Genomic DNA, 21,826 nt, shown 5'->3' with positions numbered 1-21,826 from the left:
TAGGATCTTGGACCCGGTACTACGGCATGACCACAGCATTATATTTCGTTAACAAACGGTCTTCGATCGTCCGTTCCCCGTTCAGCTTAGACACGGCGATTTCTCGCCGAGCCTTGTCATGCATTTGCTGCTGGTCGAGCTGTTCATCCGTCTTCTTCTCGGTCAGGAGAAGGACGGCCTGCCCTTGATCGACTTCGACCGGTCCGGCCGTCTCCCCTACGCCGAGCTGTCTCGCCGCCTCGAGCATATGCTGGTCGACAATCGGATCTTCGCTATCGATATACCCGAGATCGCCGCCGTCAGGCGCCGTGTCTTCATCGACGGAATACGTTCTAGCCAGCATTGCGAAATCCTGCCCATCCGCCAGCATTCCCAGCACCTCTTCGGCTTCCTTCTCCGTGGCCGTTACAATCCATGAGACGCGGAGCTGGGTATGCGGCGCGAACTCCTGCACGTTGTCCGAAATGTAGGCATCCTCATCGGCTTCGCTGACCGAAGTCAGCTTCACCGCAATCTTCTGCAGCAACAGCGAGTACTTGGCATCTTCGCGAATCTCCGCCTGCGTCAAGCCCAGCTGGTCTTTCATCGTATCGAAATACTGCTGTTCGCTGTCATAGCCGGCCATCGAAGCGGCAAGCTCTCGATCCAGCTCCCCGCTGGTAGCCTGCAGTCCGTAAGCGAGCGCTTCCATCCGGATCGCCGCCCGCACCATTAGCGTGCGCAGTACGTCTTCGCCGTATTGCAGCCGCAGCTGGTCTTCCAGCTCCTTGACCGTGATCTGCTCATCGCCTACTTTGGCCGCAATAGGGCCCGGCGCCTCCGCGGACGAACCCGCTGGAGACCCCGTGCTATTGTGATCCTGCGCGCCTTCCGGCGGCAGCTGAGGTGCGGCTCGCGGCGGCAGCAGCACGCGGTACACGACGATCAACGCCAATAGGATCAAACACAATGCTTGAAGCATCACGATGCGCTTCAGCACCCGGTCTTTATTCATGATCGCTCGGCCTCCGATTAATGCATCCGTACTGCATTTCTAATGCATTCATCATGCATCGTTCATGCTTGATGATGCATTGTTCATGCATCGTTCATACATTGTTAATGCATCGGTTTCGGCTTCGCCTGTTCGAGCAGCATTTCCAGCTGCGGACGGTCAAATACGTACTTCTCGTTGCAGAAATGACACTCGACTTCAGCTTGTCCGTCTTCATCAATCAACTGTTGCAGCTCCTGCTCACCCATGCTGACGAGAGTACGCTCCACGCGTTCTTTGGTACATTGGCATTTGAAGACGATGTCTAGTTCATCCATAAGCTGAAGCTCTTCGCCGACGACCCAGCGCAGCAGCCCCTCCGGCGTCTCCCCTTGTTCAAGCAGCGCCGAGATCGGCGGCAGTCCCGCAATCGCAGTCTCCAGCCGCGTAATTCCTTCTTCGGTCATACCCGGTAAGACTTGTACGATAAAGCCCCCTGCCGTGATCACGCGGCCGTATTCATCTACGAGGACACTAAGTCCGACTACGGACGGCGTCTGTTCCGAGGTGGCGAAATAATACGTGAAGTCTTCCGCGAGCTCGCCCGAAACGATCGGCGTGCTTCCACGGTAGGGCTCTTTCAGACCTAAGTCTTTAATGATATGGATATAGCCGGTGCTACCCACAGCGCCTGCCACGTCCAGCTTGCCCAGTGCATTGCTTGGCAGCTGCACTTCCGGGTTATCCACATAACCGCGGACCTCGCCGTTTGCGTTGGCATCGACCACGATTTGACCGACAGGGCCGTCGCCTTTGACTTGAATCGTCAGTTTCTCCTTGCCTTTCAACATGGCCCCCATCATTGCGCCCGCCGTGGCAGTGCGCCCAAGAGCAGCCGTCGTTGTCGGCATCGTTTGGTGACGTCTGCGCAGTTCCTCGACCAGCTCCGTCGTTTGGACGGCAAATACGCGCAGTTGACCGTTCCATGCTGTACCTCGAACAAGATAATCGTGTTTCAATGCATCCTTTGCCATAGTAGTGATGGCCTCCTTACTCCTTGCATTTCTCTATTTAGACGAAATGTTTCTAATCTTGGTTGCGTTCATATATCATGCGAAGTCCTTCTAATGTGAGCAGCGGATCGACTTCCTCGATCGTTTCCGATTCCGCGGCGATCAGATCAGCCAAACCGCCGGTTGCGATTACCCGCGGATTAACGTTGAATTCTTTGCGAATCCGGTAGACGATGCCATCCACCTGACCTGCATAGCCGAAAATAATTCCAGCCTGCATGGAGGTAGTCGGATTCCGACCGATGACGCTCTTCGGCTTCACCAGCTCGATCCGCGGCAGCTTGGCGGCGCGTTGATACAGCGCCTCCGTCGAGATGCCGATACCCGGCACGATCGCGCCGCCCAAATAATTGCTGTTCGCATCGATATAATCGAACGTCGTAGCCGTTCCGAAATCGACGACGATGAGCGGCGATCCGTATTTCTCAATGCCTGCTACGGCGTTGACGATCCGGTCGGCACCTACCTCGCGCGGGTTCTCGTAACGGATATTCAGCCCGGTCTTAATGCCTGGACCGACGACAAGCGGCGTTTTACGCATATATTTCTGGCACAGCTGCTCCAGCGTGCGCATCAGCGGAGGCACGACGGAGGAAATGATAACGCCTTGAATTTGATCCAGCCTCACGCCCGCGATTTGGAACAGATTATGAATCATAATCCCGTACTCGTCCACGGTCGCCGAGCGATTGGTGCTGAGGCGCCAATGATATACAAGCTTACGCCCTTCGTAGATGCCGAGCACAATGTTCGTGTTGCCTACGTCGACGACAACGATCAAGCGGTAGCGCCACCTTTCTTCCCATGGAGGTCCAGACTGATGTCCAAGGATTGGAACGAATAGGTAAGTCCGCCGACGGAAATCACATCAACCCCGCATTCCGCGATCGCACGGACGGTATCCAGTCGGACATTGCCCGATGCTTCGACGATCACATGGGCAGCACGAGCCTTAATGATCGCGGAGGCTTCGCGCATTCGGTCATGCGGCATATTATCGAGCATGATAATATCGGCGCCGCATGCGAGCGCTTCTTCTACCTGCTCCAGCGACTCTGTCTCGACTTCGATCTTCATCGTATGGGGAATCGCGTGACGCGCGGCGTTCACGGCGCCGGTAATGCCCCCGGAGCCTTTGATATGATTGTCCTTGATCATCACGGCATCGTAGAGACCAAACCGGTGGTTGAAGCCGCCACCGACTCGTACTGCGTATTTCTCCAGCTGGCGATGCCCCGGCGTTGTCTTGCGCGTGTCGACCAACCGCGTCGGAAGCCCTTCCAGCGCATCGACAAACGCGCGCGTCTTCGTAGCGATGCCGGACATCCGCTGCATCAAATTCAGCGCAAGACGTTCGCCGGTCAAAATGCTGTGCGTGCTGCCCTCGACTTCGGCAATCACGTCGCCTTTCGTGACTTTGTCGCCGTCAGCCGCTAGCGGACGAAATTCAAGCGACGCATCGACGACTTCAAACACGAGGCGCGCGATCGGAATACCAGCTAGTATGCCTGTTTCCTTCACATGAATAACCGCACTCGACCGACTTCCAACAGGAATCGTCGCCCAGCTCGTAATATCGCCCGAACCTATATCTTCCGCAAGCCATGCCCGGATCTGCGCGCGCGCCGTCTCCGCGCTAATGCCGCCGGGCGTTCCCGCCATAATCTCAAACATCTTCAATCCGCTCCTCTGTTAGGCCGTGATCGCGATTGAGCACGACATGTTTACGCCACACCAGATCGTCCCGTTCCGGAAAATCTTCGCGGCTATGTCCTCCGCGGCTCTCTTCGCGAATCGCGGCGGCGTTCGTGGTCAGCATCGCGCAGGTCAACAAATTGGCGAATTCATATTCCTCGCGCTTGGTAATCACCGTCCGGAAAATGGAATTGAGCCGGCCCAGCTCCTCCGCCCCTTTACTGAGACCGCTGGCACTTCGGCGAAAACCCGCATAACGCACCATAATCTTCTGCAGCTTTAGCCGTTTCTCCACGACCGCCTGAATCGGAGCCTCGCTCCGCTCCAGCGAATCCATATGCAGACGAACGTCTTGCTCCTCAAGCGGAGCAAGCGAATTAATCCGCTCCACGATCCGGCGCCCGAATACGATCGCCTCCGACAGCGAGTTGCTCGCAAGCCGATTCGCCCCGTGAACGCCCGTCGACGAGCACTCTCCGCAGGCAAACAGCCGGGACAAGTTCGTTTCGCCGTGCAGATCCGTTTTCACTCCGCCCATCATATAATGCGCCGCAGGTGCAACCGGAATCCAGTCCGTCGTCAAATCCAATCCGTAACTCAAGCAATATTCATAGATATTCGGAAAACGGTGACGGACCATATCCGCGGATTCATGCGTCACGTCCAAATAGACGAACGGCGACTTCGTTTCTTCCATCTCGGTTACGATGGCGCGCGCCACGACATCGCGAGGAGCAAGCTCAAGCTGCTCATGGTACTTCTCCATGAACCGCTCGCCTCTAATATTGCGCAGCACGGCGCCTTCGCCGCGGACGGCTTCCGAGATCAAGAATCGCGGAGCCCCCGGGTAACAGAGCGAGGTTGGATGAAACTGAACGAATTCCATATCCCGGATATCGGCGCCGGCGCGGTATGCCATGGCGATGCCGTCGCCTGTTGCGACTTCCGGATTGGTCGTATAACGGTAGAGCTGACCGGTTCCGCCAGAGCAGAGAACCGTCGCTTTGCCGCGCACGATCATACGCTGACCGTCCGGTTTCTGAACCAGTGCGCCCACGCATACTTGTCCGTCCGTAATCAAATCAATGACAAAATGATCGTCCCACACATCGATGCGGGGATTAGCCACCGCTTTCTCCGACAGTGCACGAACGATCTCGAATCCGGTAGCATCGCCATTCGCATGCAAAATACGCCGCTGACTATGCGCCCCTTCTTTGGTTAAAGCGAATTCGCCATTCTCGACATCAAACTGCGTGCCCATCTTCACCAGATCCTGAACGCCCATCGTGCCTTCATGCACCAAAACGTTCACGGCTTCGACGGAACAGAGCCCTGCCCCGGCAATCAGCGTATCCTGACGATGATAAGCCGGGGAATCGTCCTCCGAGATAACGGCAGCAACGCCGCCTTGCGCATAACGCGTGTTGCTGTCGAGCAGCGACTTCTTCGTAATCATCAGGACGTCATTGTCCTCGCTTGCTTTAATCGCGGTAAAAAGACCGGCGATGCCGGCCCCGATGACAATGACGTCTTTATAAATAACCGGCAGCTTTTCCAGCTGCACATCGACGAGGTAACGTGGAATCATATTCGATGCTTTCCTCTCTTCGGAAAGTAGGCCCCGCATCTTATTTCACCTGCAGCATGCGTTCCAAGGATAGACGAGCCTTGCTGGCAACGTCTTCAGGGACATAAATCTGCGGCTGCATCGTCTCCAAGCATTTCACAAGCTTCTTCAAGTTGTTGACTTTCATGTTCGGGCACACCAAGTACTTGGTTGCAAAATGGAACGTCTTGTTCGGGCTGTCCAGGCGGAGCTGGTATCCCGTGCCGTCCTCCGTGCCGACGATGAATTCTTGGCAATCCGATTCCTTGCAATATTTAATGATCGCGGTCGTACTGCCGACAAAATCGCCGAGCTCCACGACTTCCGGACGGCATTCCGGATGCACGACAAACTGCGCATTCGGGTATTTCGCCTTCATTTCTTCGACGTCTTTCACCGTCAGCATGTCATGCGTGTTGCAATAGCCTTCCCAGATGATCATTTTCTTGTCCGTTAACTGTTGGACGTAATGGCCCAAATTCTTGTCAGGCACCCAAATGATTTCATCGGAATCGACGGAGTTCACGACGCGCACCGCATTGGCGGACGTACAGCAAATATCGGTTTCCGCTTTGATCTCGGCAGAGGAGTTAATGTAGGTGACCACTTTCGCGTTCGGGTGCTGCGCTTTCAGCTTGCGCAAGCCATCCACGTTGACCATATCCGCCATTGGGCAGCCGGCTCGTTCATCCGGAATGATAACGGTTTTGTTCGGAGCCAGAATCTTCGCGCTCTCGCCCATAAAATGAACGCCGCAAAATACGATGACGTCGGCATCGGTTTCGGCTGCTTTCTGCGCAAGCAGGAAAGAGTCTCCCCGGAAATCGGCCACCTCTTGAATTTCGTCCCGTTGATAATAATGCGCGAGTATGATGGCGTTACGTTCTTTCTTCAGCTGCATCAAACGTTCCCTCAGTTCGCGGTTTTGCTCCGCTTTCCGCTCGAGAGCTAATGCTTCCATGGCTACTTCTCCTCTTTTCACTAACTTTGTGAACAGATGCACAAACTCTGACAAAATAAATCGGCCCATTCGCCCTTTCACCTGTTTGTGCAGCTATATAATCGAGAATTGCAAGCTTGAACGTGACGGCTGCCGTTAGCATGCCCCCGCCTTCAAACCCTTGATTCACAGTCGGCGTTACAAGTGATTAACATTTAATTTACACAAGGCGCGGTATGCTGTCAACTCATAAAAGCGGCCGTTTTGGCCGTTATCGGCAGGTGAGGACGGATTTGAAACGCACGGGTCCCCCAGGCTTGATTCTTCTCGACTGCATGCCGTTCCATTGCCAAAATCGCGTCTTGCGCATAAAAAAACTGCCCACCGCAGTAAATTCTGCGATGGACAGCTTCGCCGTGCCCTAACTTACGATTGTTTCGAACCGTCGTCGTTGCCGCTGTCCGGATCGATTGGAGGGGCGAGATCGCCGGCTTCCTTCGATTGAATGCGCACTTTCACGCCGCCGATCGTATCGATGATCGGCTCGCCTTTCGGCTCATCGGTTACAGGGGAAGGCGACGAACCGCTTTCTCCCTCTCCGCCTCCGTTGATAGAACCGCTCTCGATCAGGCGCTTGATTTGCTCGATCTCGAGTGTTTCTTCCGTAAGCAAGGTTTGCGCAATGAGATGCACTTCCTTGCTCTTCTCGGTAAGCAGCTTCTTCGCTCGTGCATAACATTCTTGGATAATCGACTGCATCTCCTGGTCAATCTCATAGGCAATGGCATCGGAGTAATTCTGTTCGTGTCCGATATCGCGGCCCAAGAATACTTGGCCTTGCGAGCTGCCGAATTGCATAGGTCCGAGCTTGTCGCTCATGCCGTATTCCATGATCATGGCGCGTACGATGCTCGTCGCTTGCTTGAAGTCGCTGTAAGCGCCGGTGCCGATTTCGCCGATGAAGACTTCTTCGGCCACGCGTCCGCCAAGCAAACCAGTGATTTTATCGAGTAATTCCTGTTTGGTTGCCAGCATGCGGTCGCCATCTTTTGGAAGCATGATGACATAGCCGCCTGCTTTACCCCGAGGAATGATCGTAACTTTGTGCACTTGATCGGCATGCTCCAGGAAGTAGCCGACGATCGTATGACCAGCTTCGTGGTAGGCGACGATCCGCTTCTCGCGGTCGCTGACGACACGGCTGCGTTTCTCCGTACCGACAATGACGCGATCGATGGCATCGTCCACTTCCAACATGCCGATGTCTTTCTTGTTGCGGCGGGCTGCCAGGAGAGCTGCCTCGTTAAGCAGGTTCTCTAGATCCGCGCCGGTAAAGCCTGTCGTACGTTTGGCAACGACGTCGAGCTTCACGTCGCGCGTCAGCGGTTTGTTGCGCGAATGCACTTTCAGTACCGCTTCGCGGCCTTTCACGTCCGGACGGTCAACCGTGATTTGACGGTCAAAGCGTCCTGGGCGAAGAAGCGCCGGATCCAGAATGTCCGGACGGTTCGTTGCCGCTACGATGATGATGCCTTCGTTCGCGCCGAAGCCGTCCATTTCGACGAGGAGCTGATTGAGCGTTTGCTCGCGCTCGTCATGTCCCCCGCCTAGTCCGGCTCCACGCTGACGACCGACGGCGTCGATCTCATCGATAAAGATAATACAAGGCGCGTTCTTCTTCGCGTTCTCGAACAGGTCACGCACGCGGGATGCGCCGACACCGACGAACATTTCCACGAAATCGGAACCGGAGATGCTGAAGAACGGCACGCCCGCTTCGCCCGCAACTGCGCGAGCAAGGAGCGTTTTACCGGTACCCGGAGGGCCGTTCAGCAAGACACCCTTCGGAATTCTTGCCCCGACGGCCGCGAATTTACGCGGATCCTTGAGGAATTCGACCACTTCGACGAGTTCCTGTTTCTCTTCGTCGGCGCCTGCCACGTCCTCGAACGTGACGCGCTTCTTCTCTTCGTTATATAACCTCGCACGGCTCTTGCCGAAGTTCATGACTTTGCCGCCGCCGCCTTGAGCTTGATTAATAAGGAAGAAGAACAGGATGAAGATGATCACGAACGGAATGATCGACGTCAGGAAGGTCAGCCAAATGCTTTGGCCCTCCATCGGCTTGCTCTTGATTTGGAATCCGTTCTTGGCCTGCGCATCGTAAACTTCCTTGACGACAAACTCTTCAACGTTGGAGTGGGTGTAGAATTGAGCAGAGTCTGCCCCCTCCGGCTTGGTCTTGTACTCACCTGTAATTAAGTACGAATACCCGTCGAATTGGTACGCCAGCTCAGCGACGTTATTGTTCTGAAGCTCCGTCCTAAATTGGTCATAGGTAAGCTCCGTGCTGGAATCGTTTTGGCTGCTGATAAATTGGAAGATCCCGACGGTCACCAAAAAAATAATCAAATAAAAGCCAGTATTGCGGATGATCCGATTCATCCCCTACCTCCTCTCAAGACGCAAAAAATAAGTTGACCTTGCACGAGAAGCCCCCGGGTGCGGGAGCCTCTAACAAGGCGGGATTGCATCCATGTCTGCCTCATTACTTCTCGTAAACCTCGGGCTTCAAGATGCCGATAAACGGCAAATTGCGGTAGTGCTCCGCATAATCAAGCCCGTAACCGACGACGAACGCGTCAGGAAGAACAAAGCCTTTATGGTCCGCTTCCAACTCCACCTTGCGGCCCGCCGGCTTATCGAACAGCGTAACAAGCGTGATGGATTTGGCATTGCGGCGCTCGAGCACGTCAATGAGGTAGCTGAGCGTAAGCCCGCTGTCGATAATATCCTCGACAATGAGCACGTCGCGACCCTGCACCGAAGCGTCGAGGTCCTTGATGATTTTGACGACGCCGCTCGTCTTGGTCGATTGACCGTAACTGGACACCGCCATAAAATCGATCTCAAGCGGAATCGTAATGGTCTTCACCAAATCCGCCATAAAAATAAATGCGCCCTTGAGCACGCAGATAACAAGCGGGTTGCGCCCTTCAAACTCACGGCTGATGGTTTCGCCAAGCTCTTGTACCTTCTGCTGAATTTGGTCTGCGTCGTAAAGCACTTCTTGAATGTCGTTCAGCAACTCGGGCCCTCCTAAATGTTTCTTGCCTATACTATGAATGGTTCCGCGCATCTTATTCGGACAATTGGTCAACCGTTAAAATCCGACGCAAACCGCGCTTTCATGCGCATGACGCGTTTTGTCGAATCCGTGATTTGAGCCAGTGCCGATCTGCGAATGCCTGGAATCCATAGCACAAATCCATTGGCGTCGACAACAATCGGCAACACCTCGCGACGCGAGGGAGCAACGCGATCATCAACGAACATATCTTGTACTTTTTTGGTGCCGTTTAAACCAAGCACCGCCATGCGGTCCCCGGGCTGCCGGTTACGAATCGTGAGCGGATAATGAATCAGATCGGCGTCGAACAGTGCTTCAAGCCGGTTGCCCGGTCTGCGTGCGGCTGATCCTGCCATGGCTTCAAACGTCAATTGCCCTTCTGCTTCTGGCAGCTTCAAGGTTGTTACGCCCGCTGTCACCGCATAAGCGTAGCCGCTTGAGGAGGATGATCTCTCTCCCGCAACGGAACGGACAAACAGCAAATTGTCGTACTCACGAATGAACCGGATACCGCCGCCCGCATCTAGGCTCCACGTCGCGGCCGCGCGCTCAGAGGCCGCAAACCGTATCGTTTCTACGCTGTCGAATGAGGAGGGATCCGTTTCCAAGCCAATATAGTTCAATATTAGTTTAATCAATCTCCTTTGTAAAGCGACGTGCAAACCGAGCAGCGCTTTGCGGTTCAATTGGCATCCTTCGCGGTGCGGCAGGACATAGCGTTCGTAAACCGCCCTCGTTTCTTGAGCCAGCCAGTCGTCCTCGGCGGCTGCAAGCTCTGCCAATCGGGCGAGTGACTGCGGCAATTGCGGGTTATGCGCCGACAGGTACGGCAGGATATCCAACCGGACAAGGTTGCGAAAATAGTGCTTCTGCCCGTTGCTGCTGTCATGACTGTACGGAATAGCCCACAAATCGCAGTAGCGCAGGATGTCTGCCTTGTATTTACGCAAAAGCGGCCGAATAAGTTCCACGTTTTTTTCGGATCTGGAAATCGGGATGCCGGCAAGCCCGGCAAGTCCGGTTCCGCGTATGATTCGCATGAGGACAGTTTCAGCCTGATCGTCGGCATGATGGGCAAGCGCAATCCGGGATGCGCCATATGTATGGGCGACGCCATGAAGGAAGCCGTACCGCTTCTCCCGCGAAGCGGCTTGGCTGTTCATGTTGGATTCTTCTATATAAGCCGGCATATCGATAAAGGTAGATTCGCAGGGGATACCGAGCTCGGCGGCGTATCGCCGAACGATTTCCCCTTCTCTCGCGGACTCCTCGCCCCGGAATCCATGATCGAGATGGGCGGCTACCAGCGACAGCTGCTCCGGTTCGGCCAGACGGTGAAGCAGATGCAGCAGCGCCAAGGAGTCCGGTCCGCCGGAGACCGCCACCACGACCGTATCGCCCGCCGACCAAAGCTTTTCTTCTCTGGCAAGCTCTATCAGCTCGCCAAGCCATTCATCCACTTCTTTCATTCCTTCCTGCACGGCTACTCTTCCAGCTAGCCGTCTCCGCCTAAGCGATTAACGTCAAAGCAACGGACGCGACAACGGATGCGAACGCATCAAGACGCGAACTGCGCGAAGGAATCCGTTACAGTCCTGAACGAAGCAGCCAATAGACCGTGGTGGCCAGCACGACCGCCGATGCGGCGAACAAGCCCTTCATCCAGCGCGGGGCCGGCGCACCCGGTCCGCTCCGCTCGCGGCTCGGCCGATGCATCCACTGCTGCCAGGCGGCCGCCGCTTCGCGCGCGTTACCGAATTCCCCATAGAACGCCTTGCGCAGCCAGCCGCTCATCGGCTTCAACTGCGGGCTCGTCGCCGCAAGCTTCGCCAGTTCTTCCTGCGTTCGCGTCTGAGGCAGCAGTCCAGCCGACAGCTGGGCAAGTCTGCGGCCTTCGTGCAGCTGCAGGCAAAGGACAGCAAAAGAGAATAGGTCGTAGCTCGCATTGGCCGTGCGCGATCCGGCGTTCCAATAACCGCGGTCATAAATTTCCGTAAACTGTCGAACGCCTTTGCCGAATGCAGTCGCGCCGCCGTAGTCTACTAACTCCGGCCGCCCGAAGTCGGCAACGATGACGTTCTCGACCTTCAGGTCCCCGAAGGCCCAGCCCGCTTCATGCAGCTCCGCCAGCTTGTTCAACAGATGAAAGCCGACGACGGGAAACCACTCCTTGCCCTGACGCTGCAAGTAATCGCCGAGCGTCATGCCTTTGATATAACGCATGACGTAGAATGGGTAATCCTTGCCATCCGCTGCCTGGTAATCGTCCACGTCAACCAGAAATGCGCCGGACTTGGAGCCCTGCTTCTGTTTCTGCTTGGCGATCGACTGCAGCACATTCACTTCGGACTGAAGATCTACGGCGTCTGCCCCGATCTTCAGGGCGTAATAATACCGCTGCCGCTCCACCAAGAACACCTTACCGTTGGCACCCTCGCCGAGCGGTCTCTCCACCCGGTAAGTACCCTGCTTCCACTTGCCCCGGATCGGCGTGCCGCGCGGGAGGCTCCAGTCAAACGACGTAGTCACTCATCATCCCGTCCGTTTCATCATTCTTCCTATTACCATAATCGGCTTTTTGGTAAAAATCAATGACATGCAGGATGGCCGGACCCGTCGGCGTCGTGCCGCGCATCTGCAGCCGCGGGAAAATCGCGTTCACGCCGCTGATATCCCGTGTCCAGTCGAGGTCAAGCTTGCAGTCTTCCCCATAGGCGGAACCGGGGAAATGGAATACGGCGAGCTCGCTGCTGCCCTGTCTCGATTTGAGGCTGATCGCCAGGTCGCGAATCGCTTCCTCGACCGCATGGAGCTTGGGCTTCATGCTGGCGCTGGCGTCGATCAGGAGCGCCACGCTCAGACTGCTCGTCTCGCTGAGGTCATCGATGACGCGAACGACCTCGCCCCGTTTATCAGGCGGGAGCTCCTCGATCGAAGACGCGCCGAGAACCTGCTTCAACTCGCGGTGAACCGCATGTTGAATCGTCTGCACGACCGTCTTCCGCGTGAGCATCTGCACTGTCTGGGACAGTTGGCGCGTATGGGACAGCCGGCTGAGGCCGCCTCCGGCTTTCGCGATTTCTTCGATTTCATTCGTGCCGAATTCGACAAGATCCCCTTGGTCCACGATACCGACGACGTTGACCGTAATGCCGGAAGCATGCGCCTCCGCTGCCGCAATGACGGGACTTACGCCGACGTTAGAGCATCCGTCAGTCACTAATAGAATTTGCTTCATTGTTCATTCCCCCAATTGCTTGAGATTCAAACCCAGGCGCTGCCGCTGGCTAGCACTCGTTCTATCAGCATTGCCACATTTAAGAGAGGCTAACCGTAAGCACGCGCAGGCGAAAGCCGCCGAGAGATGGCCGATGCCGCGCCATGCGCCGGGACAATCCGTATAGTCGGAGATTCTTGCGCGATTGGGGGAAGTAGAGTACAAAGCGGCTTCATAGGAACAACGCAAAAAGCCTGCCCGAAACAGGCAGGCTTGGCTGAGCTCAGCCTTCGCCGATCATTGGTCCCGCAGGATGGCCGGTTCGCGTTCCGGCTGTTGGGAGTAGGTTGTTCGTTTACGCTGCCTAGGTTCCGACATTCGTTTTACCTGACCCGTATCGGCAGCTTGTTTCGGTTGCCCCGAGCGTGCCTGGCGCTGCTTCGCCTGTCCGGCTCCAATCGGCGGCTGCAGTTGTTCATGAACGAATGCTGCCGGTATCGGCGGACGCATGTAGCGCGCAGGCACTGCCTCAGTCAGACGCGCTACCGGCGCGAGCTCCAGATCAGGCAGTCGATGTTCTTGCGCAGGCACAGGCTTCATCTCCTCCCGCTTATGCACGCTGCTCCCCGCTGAAGGCTGCAGGTCATTTGAGATCGGCGGCCCGCTGTTCAAGTCCATGACATCCATTTCCAGATCCATATCCAGATCCATATCCAGATTCATAACCTTCGTCCGCCCGTTCAACACGCGCTTACGGGCTCTCCGTCGCTCCAGCTGAATAACGACTTCCCCTCGAACGTCCGTCTCGATCCCCTTGTCGCTCACGGATTGGCCGACCTGAGCAGCCGCGGCTGTCTCCTTGCTTCTATTAAAAAATGCGCCTCGCATGATATCGATAATCTTCATCTCAGCTCACCGTCCTTGGACGCTCGACCTTGGTCATGCCAGGCCAGCGGAATGTTGCCCATTCGGGCTGATGCTTGTCTACTCTCGCGACGACAACCGTCATATCGTCCACAATGTCGCCTTTATGGTGCCGTACGACCGTATCGAGGAGCGAATCGGCGATTTCCTGCGGATTGTCGGTCTTGATCTCGTGAATGATGCGCTTCATCCACATTTCCTTGTTGACGGCATGCCCCGGAGCGTCGTAGATCCCGTCAGTCATCATGATGAGCGTATCCCCGGGCTGCAGCTGAACGCGAATCAAATCTATGTCAATGTCCTGCAATATCCCTACCGGCAAATTGTTGGCCGAGATCGGAATCACTTCGTTCCCGCGCTTGATAAAGCTGGGCGTTGATCCGATTTTCATAAAAGTCGTCTTCGCCGAGTACATGTCGATGAGTGCGACATCGACCGTCGCGAAGATTTCGTCCGAGGAGCGAAGCAGCAGCACGGAATTAACCGACTTGATCGCAAGCTTCTCGTCCATCCCGGACTGCAACAGCTGCTGCAATATCGTGAGCGCCGTGCTGCTCTCCTGCTTCGCCCGCTCGCCGTTACCCATGCCGTCGCTGATTGCCACGGCAAACTTGCCATTACCCAATTCGACGGTGCTGAAGCTGTCTCCCGACAGCAAATCCCCGCCCTTGGCGAGACCCGCCACGCCGGTCTCCACCTCGAATGCCTTGGCCGTGCCGAAGATGACAAGCGCGGCGCCTCCTTCTTTCTCCGGCAGCTTCTCTGCCATCACGGCGATCGGTTCGCCTAGAATGTCGGATAGCAGCGGCGCAATGATTTTGCGGCATTCGTCATAGCCTTGCCCGAAGGTGTGATACACCTCGATCTCAACATTCCCCTCCTCCAAATTAATCACTTCGATGCCCTGTATCGATAAACCGAGTCCTTCCAGCGCCTCTCGGATTTGTTCTTCCTGCAAATGCAGCTGCTGTCCTTCCCTCCTGATCTCCTTCGCGAGGTCTTCCATGACCTGCGATACGCCGGACAGCTGCTCGGCTACGAGCTGACGCGAATCGCTCAGCTGCTTCCGCCATCTCAAATCATGCTGATACAGTTCATACTGCTGCTGCATCACCCCAAGCACCTGCTGCGGCTTGTTGCAATGCTGGCTCCACTCTCTCGGCACCTCCTTCGGCCCTACGCGGCGTCCTTCCTCCACGACCGTCATCATGCCGGTCATCATTTTGTAGGTTTCATAAAATTTCCCCTCCCAGCATGAAGTATTCCGATGACAGGTACTGCATGTTTGTTCCGCCGCCGCATTCATGAAGTGATTGACGGTCTCTTCCCGCTTCTGCTTCTCATCCTGTACGCCGCCGAATTGCCCGAAGCTTCGGGACAGCTGACGAAACACTTCCGAGAACTGCGCAACCCGCTGCGCCGTCACATCCCGAACGCGCTTGGCGTATTCATGCTGGGATTTGACATGTTCCTGCGTGCCTGGCACATATTTCGAAATGACGCGCGTAATCGATTTGGGCGTTGCCAGCAGCAGCGCTGCCGCAACCACGGACTCCCAGGTCGAATTCATAACGTCCGCCTGGTTGCCAATATAGATAGACAAGATGCAAGAGCCGAGAAGCATCCCGAAGGCGACGGCCATTTTGCCCCCCTCGCGGAGCAGTCCGGCCAGGAGTCCGGCAAACGCGAGCAGGCTCATCTGCACGATCGCATTCGCGTCCGCCAAGCTTAAGATCAATCCGGCGACGACGCCGACGGAAGCTCCAAGCGGCGCCCCGCCTACCAAGGCGAACAGCAGCAGCATATACCGCGACATGATGTGTTCGATGGACAAGCCTTCGACGGCCCAGCCGACCGCTCCCGTCATGATGGAAGCCAACATGATCATGAGACAGATGATTTCCTCGTTCTTCAAAGCGGAGGTCTTCTTCGTGAAGGTCAGCACCGGTATGGCTTGCACGAAGACGAGCGTCAGCACGAAGGCTAATGATGCCTCCACGCCGACCATCATCAGCTCGTACCACCCGAGCGTGCTTTGGGTGACGACCCCGAAGAGCCTGACCAGCAAGGTTGCTACGAATACGAGCAGCGGCGCATATGAGAGCTCCGCCCGTTCGAAGGCTTCCAAGCCCCTCATCAGCAAGTAGACGGCGGCAAGCTCCATGGCGATCCATATGGGCTCCGGCGTGACGGCGAACCAGCTGCCGGCGATGATCGCTGCGGCAACCGGCAGGTATAAATCCCGCCGAAGAAAATAGATGACCGTGAAGTAGGCAACCGCGAACGGGGCCAATGATTCCAAGATGACGGCTCGTCCAAGGAGAAATCCGACGGCCATGAGAATGAACGTCCACTTACGCGAGGCGATTAGGTCTGATAAACGAAGGACGCCGGTGCGATCCAGCCCTTTATGAAGAGCCGATTGAACGAAGCTTGTTTTGCGTACGCCGGGGAACATCACGACTTTCGGTTTCGCTGCCATGGTGAGGAGCACCACCCTTTTCAAAATTAATGTATCGCCATTATAGAATCGGGCAGTCAAGAAAGTTTGTCAGAAAGCGTTGTCAACGCCAAAGTTTTTTCCGACAATTTCGCCGCGGCGGGCGGCGGCGTGTCGCTAGCTGCCTTTCCTGCGGTCCTTATGGGATTCACCGTGGGCTGCGCCGTTCCGCGACTGACGGTTTCAACAAAATCTGTGGCCGATGTCGGCGCCGACGCTGACAAATCGCCGTCCGAACCTGTCGGGATTGCGTGAGAACAAGAGAAAAGTTTTTGCGGTGGGCGGGTATATTTCGTGAATGGGCTGCATAACAATCGCGTTGGCGGACATAAAACGGGGGTACTGAGGCGGAAATGCCGGGGAGTGACCCAGGAATGCGGCCAAGCTGTCGTTGAAAATGTCTTGAAAATCAGAAAAGGCAGCGCCTCGGGGGCACTGCCTTCAAAGATACTATGCTATTAAACGCGCTTCGCTCCGCGTCCGCCGCGTTTGGATTCCGTGTTCTTCTTCAGGGAGGACATACGCTCTTCACTGTCTTTCAAGAATCGCGACACCTTATCCTCGAACGAAGGCTTGCCATAGGCTGGTTTGCCGCCGCCAGCTTTGTTGAAAGGACGTCCGCCGCCCCCACCGCCGCCTGGACGATTGAAGCCGCCGCCACCGCCACCCGGTCCGCGATCTCCGCCACCTGGACGATTGAAGCCGCCGCCGCCCGGTCCGCGATCTCCGCCGCCTGGACGACTGAAGCCGCCTGGACGATCTCCGGAACGTTCGCGCTGAGGAGGTACAGAACCTTCTGGCCGGTCGATTGCTTGTTTGATGGAAAGCCCGATTTTTCCGTCTTTGTCCACATTAATGACCTTCACTGTCACAACATCTTCCAGCTTCAAATGGTCCTTAACATCCTTGACGTAGTTATCGGCAATCTCTGAGATGTGAACTAGCCCTGTGACACCTCCCGACAAATCGACGAATGCTCCGAAATGCGTAATGCCTGTCACCTTGCCTTCTAACTTGGCGCCCACTTCAATTGCCATAGGTAAAAATGTTCCTCCCTAACCGTTATGCGAAGCTTCTAGCTTCGAGGTCCGCAGTCCGCAAGAGCTGCGGGTAAGAATAAGGTAAGCCGAAAAATGCGGTTACTAACGTGATTATACCCGAACCGCAGAAGCAAGGCAACAGACGGATACCCGTATTGGCGCCCAACTACGGCTGCTGCAATACCTCGATGGGACGTTCGCCCTTCTTCACCATGCCCAGCTCCTGCGTTGCCTTAAGCCCAATATATTCCGGATCGTTGAGACGCTTCACTTCGAGCGTCAGCGCATCGGATTCCTTGTTGGTCTCGGTGATCTTGTTCTTCGCAGCAGCCAGCTTCTCTTCCGCCTGGCTCTGGTGATTCACCTGCGTAGCGAATGTATAGAGTGCCCAGCCCATGAAAAGTATAACGAACATCAACCATAGCTTCAGCCTGCGTTTGCTGCCCGCGTGCGAAGAAGATGGATTCGCGCTTGCCGTTGTCATTTCATGAGCCTCCTGACGTCGATTTATTCGTGATCCTTGTTCGAATCCTTGCGGTTCTTCCAGCGCTGCCACAGCCCTTGCAAGGTGCTGATGCCCGACTGGTACCGTTCGGCAATGCGCCACTTGGCGATAAGAGGATTTACCCATTTATTCCACCAGCGAAACACCGGCTTCCAAATCGGTTTGGTCATCCATGAGAAAAGAAGCCAGAGCGGACGAAGCAATTGTACCACAATTTTCAAGAGGAACATAGCAAAGGCCCGGAAAAAGGCCAAAATAAGCTTGGCCAGCCGATAGAGCAGAATCAGCGGCTTCACGACCAGCAGACGAAAGGCTTGTATCGCAAAATTCGTCACGGCACGGACGGTAAGGATCAGCAGCTTCACGAGCCGAACGGTGATTTTGCTAAACAACCAGTAGTAGAAGCCGATGCCGAGGAGGAGACCCAGAAACACGTAGAACCGCACTTCCCCGTGATTGCTGGAGGACAACACCTGAAAGACCGCGATCGTCGCGGCAATCCAATACAGCAGATCGAAGATCGGCACCCATATGCGGCTGATTCGAAGCTCGTCCGACACGACGCGGTAACCGTCGAAAACGATGCCCATCCCGATCCCAGAGAGAAGCATCGTCATCATGGTCCAAAATTGAACGCTTAAGCTTACGCTCACTTGAACATCTTCCCGAATAAGCCCTTGGACTTCGAGGGCGCATTGCCGTCCAAATACGTCAGCGAATGGACCAGCCCCTCTATGGCGACAAGCCCCTGCTCCAGGCTGAGATGCTTCATATGCAGATTCTGTCCGCGAATCGCCAGGAAGCCCAGCTCCGTCTCCAGCAGAAATTCTTCATTATCGAAGCTCTCCACGTTCATGACGCCGGTAATCTCAAGGATCTTGCGATTAAGCATTTTGATTTCCTGGCGTTTCTGTCCTTTGTTTCCTTGCTCCGTCATTGCCCCGTCCCCCTCCTACGAGCGTACTGGTAACTGAGACTAGCCTATGAGGATGGGACAGGGATTAGAACGAAAAAAGCGTAACCTCGAACTGCCTTCGCCGCGGGCTCCGATAACCGTGCAGGCTCTCACCCCTCCATTCCATTCACCCAAACTCGCGGCCGCTAGCAGACATAGAATAGTAAAAAAAGGATAGATGGAGGAGTGAGCGCGAGAATGAAAAGAAGCGTGCATCAGGGAGTGCGGCAGTCGCGGTCATGGCAAGAAAATCAAGGACGAAATCGGCGTGCGGCCGGCCGCACGGCAACGGCGGCGGCAGCGGCAATGGCGCCTCAGCAGCGCCTCACGTCTACCGGCAGTCCGACGGCTGCCATGGCTGACGGTGCGGCGGGAGCAGGAATGCCCGGCGGCAGCGGTGCGCCCGGCTTTATGGGAGCCGGTCCAGCCGGCGGGAGTGCGGTCAACGTTCCTGCAGCGGGCAACGCGGGCAACGTTCCTGCAGCAGGCAACGCGATCAATGCCCAGACCGGCCCCGCGCAGTGGAACGCTCCCGGCAATCGGCCGGAGAACTTGTTCACCCGCATCGGCGGCATGGAAGGCATCATGACAGGCATGACGAACGTGCAGAAATTGTATGGGATGTACAAACAAATACAGCCCATGATGAAGTGGCTGGGCGGAATCGGCGGCGGCGGAATCGGCGCGACGGCTGCTATCCAATCCGTAGCCAAAGGCGCTCCGCGCCATCGAAGCGGCCGGTCTGCCGGCAAGCAATCGGCTAATAAAAAGAGAGGCTAGCAGCAGGGTCGAAGGCGATGGTCGATCGAACGTCGAGCAAGATGAAATAGAGGAAAATCGAAGAGCAAGAAAGGATAAGCAGGAGTTTAAGAAGGGAAACACAGCAAAAAGAAGGCCTCCCGGGAATGCCGGGAGGCCTTCTTCGTTTATTGCCAGTCGAGCTTGTTCTCGGGCTGGCGGGATTCTTCTTTCAACAAAGTATACATGCCGCTCGCTTCGTCCTTCTTGGTCGTCTCCGCGATCCGCTCCACGCGGATGGTGACGATCTTCTGGCCGTATTGGATCTTGAGCTCGTCGCCGGCTTTGACGGTGCTGCTCGCTTTGGCTTCGCGGTCGTTGATCCAGACGCGCCCTTGGTCGGATACGTCCTTCGCAACGGTGCGCCGCTTGATCAGGCGTGATACTTTGAGAAATTTATCGAGACGCACTTATTTAATGGCGTCCTTGAGTTTGTTGCCGGCTTTGAATGCAGGTACTTTGGATTCCGCGATCGTGATCGGGTTGCCCGTTTGCGGGTTGCGGCCCGTGCGTCCGGAACGTTTGCGCGTCTCGAACGTACCGAAGCCGATCAGCTGTACTTTGTCGCCAGTTGCAAGAGCGTCAGTCACTTCACCCAGGAAGCCGTTCAGAACTGCTTCTACGTCGCGTTTCGTCAAACCGCTTTTTGCCGCAATGTTGTTCACCAAGTCTGTTTTGTTCATTGTAAAAAATCCTCCTAATCGATCAAATATAGTTGTAGACAGCCAGAAAGCCGCCGCATAGCTTGATTTCCTCAACGTAGTATTCTGCTTGCTAGCAAATAAATCCTGCCTGACTGGAAAATTTTTTTGTGTTTTATGAGGAAATTAGCCGAATTTTGACGAATCTTCTGAAATGTTTTCAGGGCAGCCTTTTGGCTTCCTCCCAAAAACGATCCATCTCTGTTAAATCAGTTTGGTCAAAGGTTCGCCCGCTTATACGAAGCTGCTCCTCAATATATGAAAATCGTTTCTTGAATTTCATATTCGTGCGGGCAAGCGCTTCTTCCGGATCGGCTTTGATGAACCGCGCGGCATTGACCGTCGCGAACAAAAGATCGCCCAGCTCGCTCGCCTGTTCGTCGGCATCCTTCTCCGCAATCGCCTCTCGCAGCTCGAGCAGCTCCTCTTGAATCTTGTCCAGCACGGGGCCGATCTCATCCCAGTCGAAGCCGACCTTGGCCGCTTTCTTCTGAATCTTGTAGGCTTTCATCAGCGCCGGCAGATCCGGAGGAATGCCGTCCAGCTGCGAGGCTTGCGTAGGATCGATGCCCTTGCGGCGCTTCTCCTCGGCCTTCATCTGCTCCCAATTCTGCAACGCTTCCTGCGCATCGCCTGCGGCGGAGTCGCCGAATACATGCGGATGGCGGAAGAGCAGCTTCTCGTTAAGCGTCTGGATGACATCGTACACGGAGAACGTGCCGGTCTCTTCTTCCATCTGGCTGTGAAGCATGACCTGCAGGATCACGTCCCCGAACTCTTCGCGCATGCCGTCGGGATCGTCGTTGTCGAGCGCTTCGATCGCTTCGTACGTCTCCTCGATGAAGTTCTTGCGGATGGATTGGTGCGTCTGCTCCATATCCCAAGGACATCCCTCGGGGCTGCGCAAAATCGCGACGATCTCGTGCAGCCGCTCGAAGCTCCGATTGCGCAGCGACTCGTCCGTGGAACGAGGCAGATAGATCAGCGACAGATTGCCGTAGCCCGGCGTCCGGTCCAGCTCGTAGAGCGGCACGGTGACGATCTGTTCCTCGCCCGGCACGCCGAGTGCGTGGCCGATGGTAACCGGATGATCGTCCGGCAGCAGCTCCATGAGCGTCAGCTTCACGTCGGATGCCGTGAAATTGTCGTATACTTGCCCGATGACGGTATGCAGCTCCGTCCGGATGACGGACGGCTTGAGGTCGGCCGCGTCCAGCAGCTGGAAGCCTTCGATCGGATCGAAGCCGAGGCGCGTGAATGCTTGATCGAGGAAGCTCTCGCCGCCGAGAATATGGAGCGTGATGCCGTGCTCTGGGCAGCGCTCGCGGAGCAGCTGCACCGTGCGTTCCGCCACCATCGGATGGCCGGGCACGGCGTAGATCAAGGATTGTTTCGCTTGGACGTGCTCGATGAGCGCGTTCGCGATCGCTTCGTACACATCGGGAAACGAGTCCATCTGCTCGTAAAATGTATCGAACGAGTCATAGGTCAGGTTATGGTCGGCGAACAAACGCATCATGGGATGTTTGTCCGTCCGCACGAAACGATGCTCGGTTTCCTGCAGCTTGCGCCACACGCCGAGCGTAAGCTGATCGGCGTCGCCGGAGCCTAGGCCGACGACGGTTATGGTCGGTTGCATGTATGTATTCCTCCTGGAAATGATTTCTCGCATCACTGGATTCATTATAACACTCCGTTCTCTCAAACAGAAAAATCCACCTCGAGCGAACGCTCGAGGTGGAGCCTGGCCGGGAAAACGGACTGCC

21 protein-coding genes are annotated in these 21,826 nt (G+C 55.8%); 1 reads left to right on the top strand and 20 read right to left on the bottom strand.

Annotated elements, in window-relative coordinates:
- Window positions 1-19: 19 nt before the first annotated feature.
- The 17 genes from AC0YNU_RS32055 to yabP all read right to left on the bottom strand — a co-directional run bounded on the left by AC0YNU_RS32055 (window position 20) and on the right by yabP (window position 18,543).
- A complete protein-coding gene (locus AC0YNU_RS32055) occupies window positions 20-994 on the bottom strand; it encodes a peptidylprolyl isomerase (RefSeq protein WP_475763944.1) in 975 nt (324 codons plus the stop codon).
- 104 nt (window positions 995-1,098) lie between these two features.
- Window positions 1,099-2,007 (bottom strand): Hsp33 family molecular chaperone HslO, encoded by a 909-nt coding sequence (gene hslO, locus AC0YNU_RS32050; protein WP_475763942.1) that lies wholly within the window; start codon window positions 2,005-2,007, stop codon window positions 1,099-1,101.
- A gap of 52 nt (window positions 2,008-2,059) precedes the next feature.
- Complete coding sequence (locus AC0YNU_RS32045; RefSeq protein WP_475763940.1) at window positions 2,060-2,827, bottom strand: type III pantothenate kinase; 768 nt, start codon at window positions 2,825-2,827, stop codon at window positions 2,060-2,062.
- Window positions 2,824-3,720 (bottom strand): carboxylating nicotinate-nucleotide diphosphorylase, encoded by an 897-nt coding sequence (nadC, locus tag AC0YNU_RS32040; protein ID WP_475763938.1) that lies wholly within the window; start codon window positions 3,718-3,720, stop codon window positions 2,824-2,826. Before nadC ends, AC0YNU_RS32045 begins: the two co-directional genes overlap by 4 nt.
- Entirely contained in the window at window positions 3,713-5,332 is a 1,620-nt protein-coding gene (gene nadB / locus AC0YNU_RS32035; protein ID WP_475763936.1) for an L-aspartate oxidase, read from the bottom strand. The genes nadC and nadB overlap by 8 nt, the downstream gene beginning before the upstream one ends.
- Window positions 5,333-5,372: 40 nt before the next feature.
- Complete coding sequence (gene nadA / locus AC0YNU_RS32030) at window positions 5,373-6,311, bottom strand: quinolinate synthase NadA (protein ID WP_475763934.1); 939 nt, start codon at window positions 6,309-6,311, stop codon at window positions 5,373-5,375.
- Window positions 6,312-6,716: 405 nt separating this feature from the next.
- Window positions 6,717-8,735: an ATP-dependent zinc metalloprotease FtsH gene (gene ftsH, locus AC0YNU_RS32025; protein ID WP_475763932.1), complete on the bottom strand. Its 2,019-nt coding sequence runs from the start codon at window positions 8,733-8,735 to the stop codon at window positions 6,717-6,719.
- A gap of 103 nt (window positions 8,736-8,838) precedes the next feature.
- A complete protein-coding gene (gene hpt, locus AC0YNU_RS32020; RefSeq protein WP_475763930.1) occupies window positions 8,839-9,378 on the bottom strand; it encodes a hypoxanthine phosphoribosyltransferase in 540 nt (179 codons plus the stop codon).
- A 68-nt stretch (window positions 9,379-9,446) separates the two neighbouring features.
- Window positions 9,447-10,901 carry a tRNA lysidine(34) synthetase TilS gene (tilS, locus tag AC0YNU_RS32015; RefSeq protein WP_475763928.1) on the bottom strand — a complete coding sequence of 485 codons (1,455 nt, stop codon included), beginning with the start codon at window positions 10,899-10,901 and terminating at the stop codon, window positions 9,447-9,449.
- 106 nt (window positions 10,902-11,007) lie between these two features.
- Window positions 11,008-11,949 (bottom strand): serine/threonine protein kinase, encoded by a 942-nt coding sequence (locus AC0YNU_RS32010; protein ID WP_475763926.1) that lies wholly within the window; start codon window positions 11,947-11,949, stop codon window positions 11,008-11,010.
- On the bottom strand, window positions 11,933-12,658 hold the full coding sequence (locus AC0YNU_RS32005) for a vWA domain-containing protein (RefSeq protein WP_475763924.1): 726 nt from the start codon (window positions 12,656-12,658) through the stop codon (window positions 11,933-11,935). Before AC0YNU_RS32005 ends, AC0YNU_RS32010 begins: the two co-directional genes overlap by 17 nt.
- A 276-nt stretch (window positions 12,659-12,934) precedes the next feature.
- Window positions 12,935-13,543 (bottom strand): hypothetical protein, encoded by a 609-nt coding sequence (locus AC0YNU_RS32000; RefSeq protein ID WP_475763922.1) that lies wholly within the window; start codon window positions 13,541-13,543, stop codon window positions 12,935-12,937.
- A gap of 1 nt (window position 13,544) precedes the next feature.
- On the bottom strand, window positions 13,545-16,043 hold the full coding sequence (spoIIE, locus tag AC0YNU_RS31995) for a stage II sporulation protein E (protein WP_475763920.1): 2,499 nt from the start codon (window positions 16,041-16,043) through the stop codon (window positions 13,545-13,547).
- A 476-nt stretch (window positions 16,044-16,519) separates the two neighbouring features.
- Window positions 16,520-17,098 carry a S1 domain-containing RNA-binding protein gene (locus AC0YNU_RS31990; RefSeq protein WP_475763918.1) on the bottom strand — a complete coding sequence of 193 codons (579 nt, stop codon included), beginning with the start codon at window positions 17,096-17,098 and terminating at the stop codon, window positions 16,520-16,522.
- 169 nt (window positions 17,099-17,267) lie between these two features.
- Window positions 17,268-17,585 (bottom strand): FtsB family cell division protein, encoded by a 318-nt coding sequence (locus AC0YNU_RS31985; protein ID WP_475763916.1) that lies wholly within the window; start codon window positions 17,583-17,585, stop codon window positions 17,268-17,270.
- 23 nt (window positions 17,586-17,608) lie between these two features.
- Window positions 17,609-18,259, bottom strand: a complete 651-nt coding sequence (gene yabQ / locus AC0YNU_RS31980) for a spore cortex biosynthesis protein YabQ (protein WP_475763914.1) — start codon at window positions 18,257-18,259, stop codon at window positions 17,609-17,611.
- Window positions 18,256-18,543 carry a sporulation protein YabP gene (gene yabP / locus AC0YNU_RS31975; protein ID WP_475763912.1) on the bottom strand — a complete coding sequence of 96 codons (288 nt, stop codon included), beginning with the start codon at window positions 18,541-18,543 and terminating at the stop codon, window positions 18,256-18,258. The genes yabQ and yabP overlap by 4 nt, the downstream gene beginning before the upstream one ends.
- 216 nt (window positions 18,544-18,759) lie before the next feature.
- On the opposite strand from yabP, the gene AC0YNU_RS31970 reads away from it, so the two are divergent.
- Window positions 18,760-19,341, top strand: a complete 582-nt coding sequence (locus tag AC0YNU_RS31970) for a hypothetical protein (RefSeq protein WP_475763910.1) — start codon at window positions 18,760-18,762, stop codon at window positions 19,339-19,341.
- 146 nt (window positions 19,342-19,487) lie between these two features.
- Here AC0YNU_RS31970 and AC0YNU_RS31965 read toward each other — a convergent pair whose 3' ends face one another.
- From AC0YNU_RS31965 to yabN, 3 genes are all read right to left on the bottom strand, one after another.
- Window positions 19,488-19,769: an RNA-binding S4 domain-containing protein gene (locus AC0YNU_RS31965; RefSeq protein WP_475763908.1), complete on the bottom strand. Its 282-nt coding sequence runs from the start codon at window positions 19,767-19,769 to the stop codon at window positions 19,488-19,490.
- Window positions 19,770-20,042 carry an HU family DNA-binding protein gene (locus AC0YNU_RS31960; RefSeq protein ID WP_161705641.1) on the bottom strand — a complete coding sequence of 91 codons (273 nt, stop codon included), beginning with the start codon at window positions 20,040-20,042 and terminating at the stop codon, window positions 19,770-19,772.
- Between the two features lie 178 nt (window positions 20,043-20,220).
- Window positions 20,221-21,699, bottom strand: a complete 1,479-nt coding sequence (gene yabN / locus AC0YNU_RS31955; protein ID WP_475763905.1) for a bifunctional methyltransferase/pyrophosphohydrolase YabN — start codon at window positions 21,697-21,699, stop codon at window positions 20,221-20,223.
- Window positions 21,700-21,826 lie beyond the last annotated feature (127 nt).

This window comes from Paenibacillus sp. J31P316, from assembly GCF_056269105.1.
Note: the sequence above shows the minus strand (reverse complement) of the source record. Positions and strands in the feature narration are given on the sequence as shown.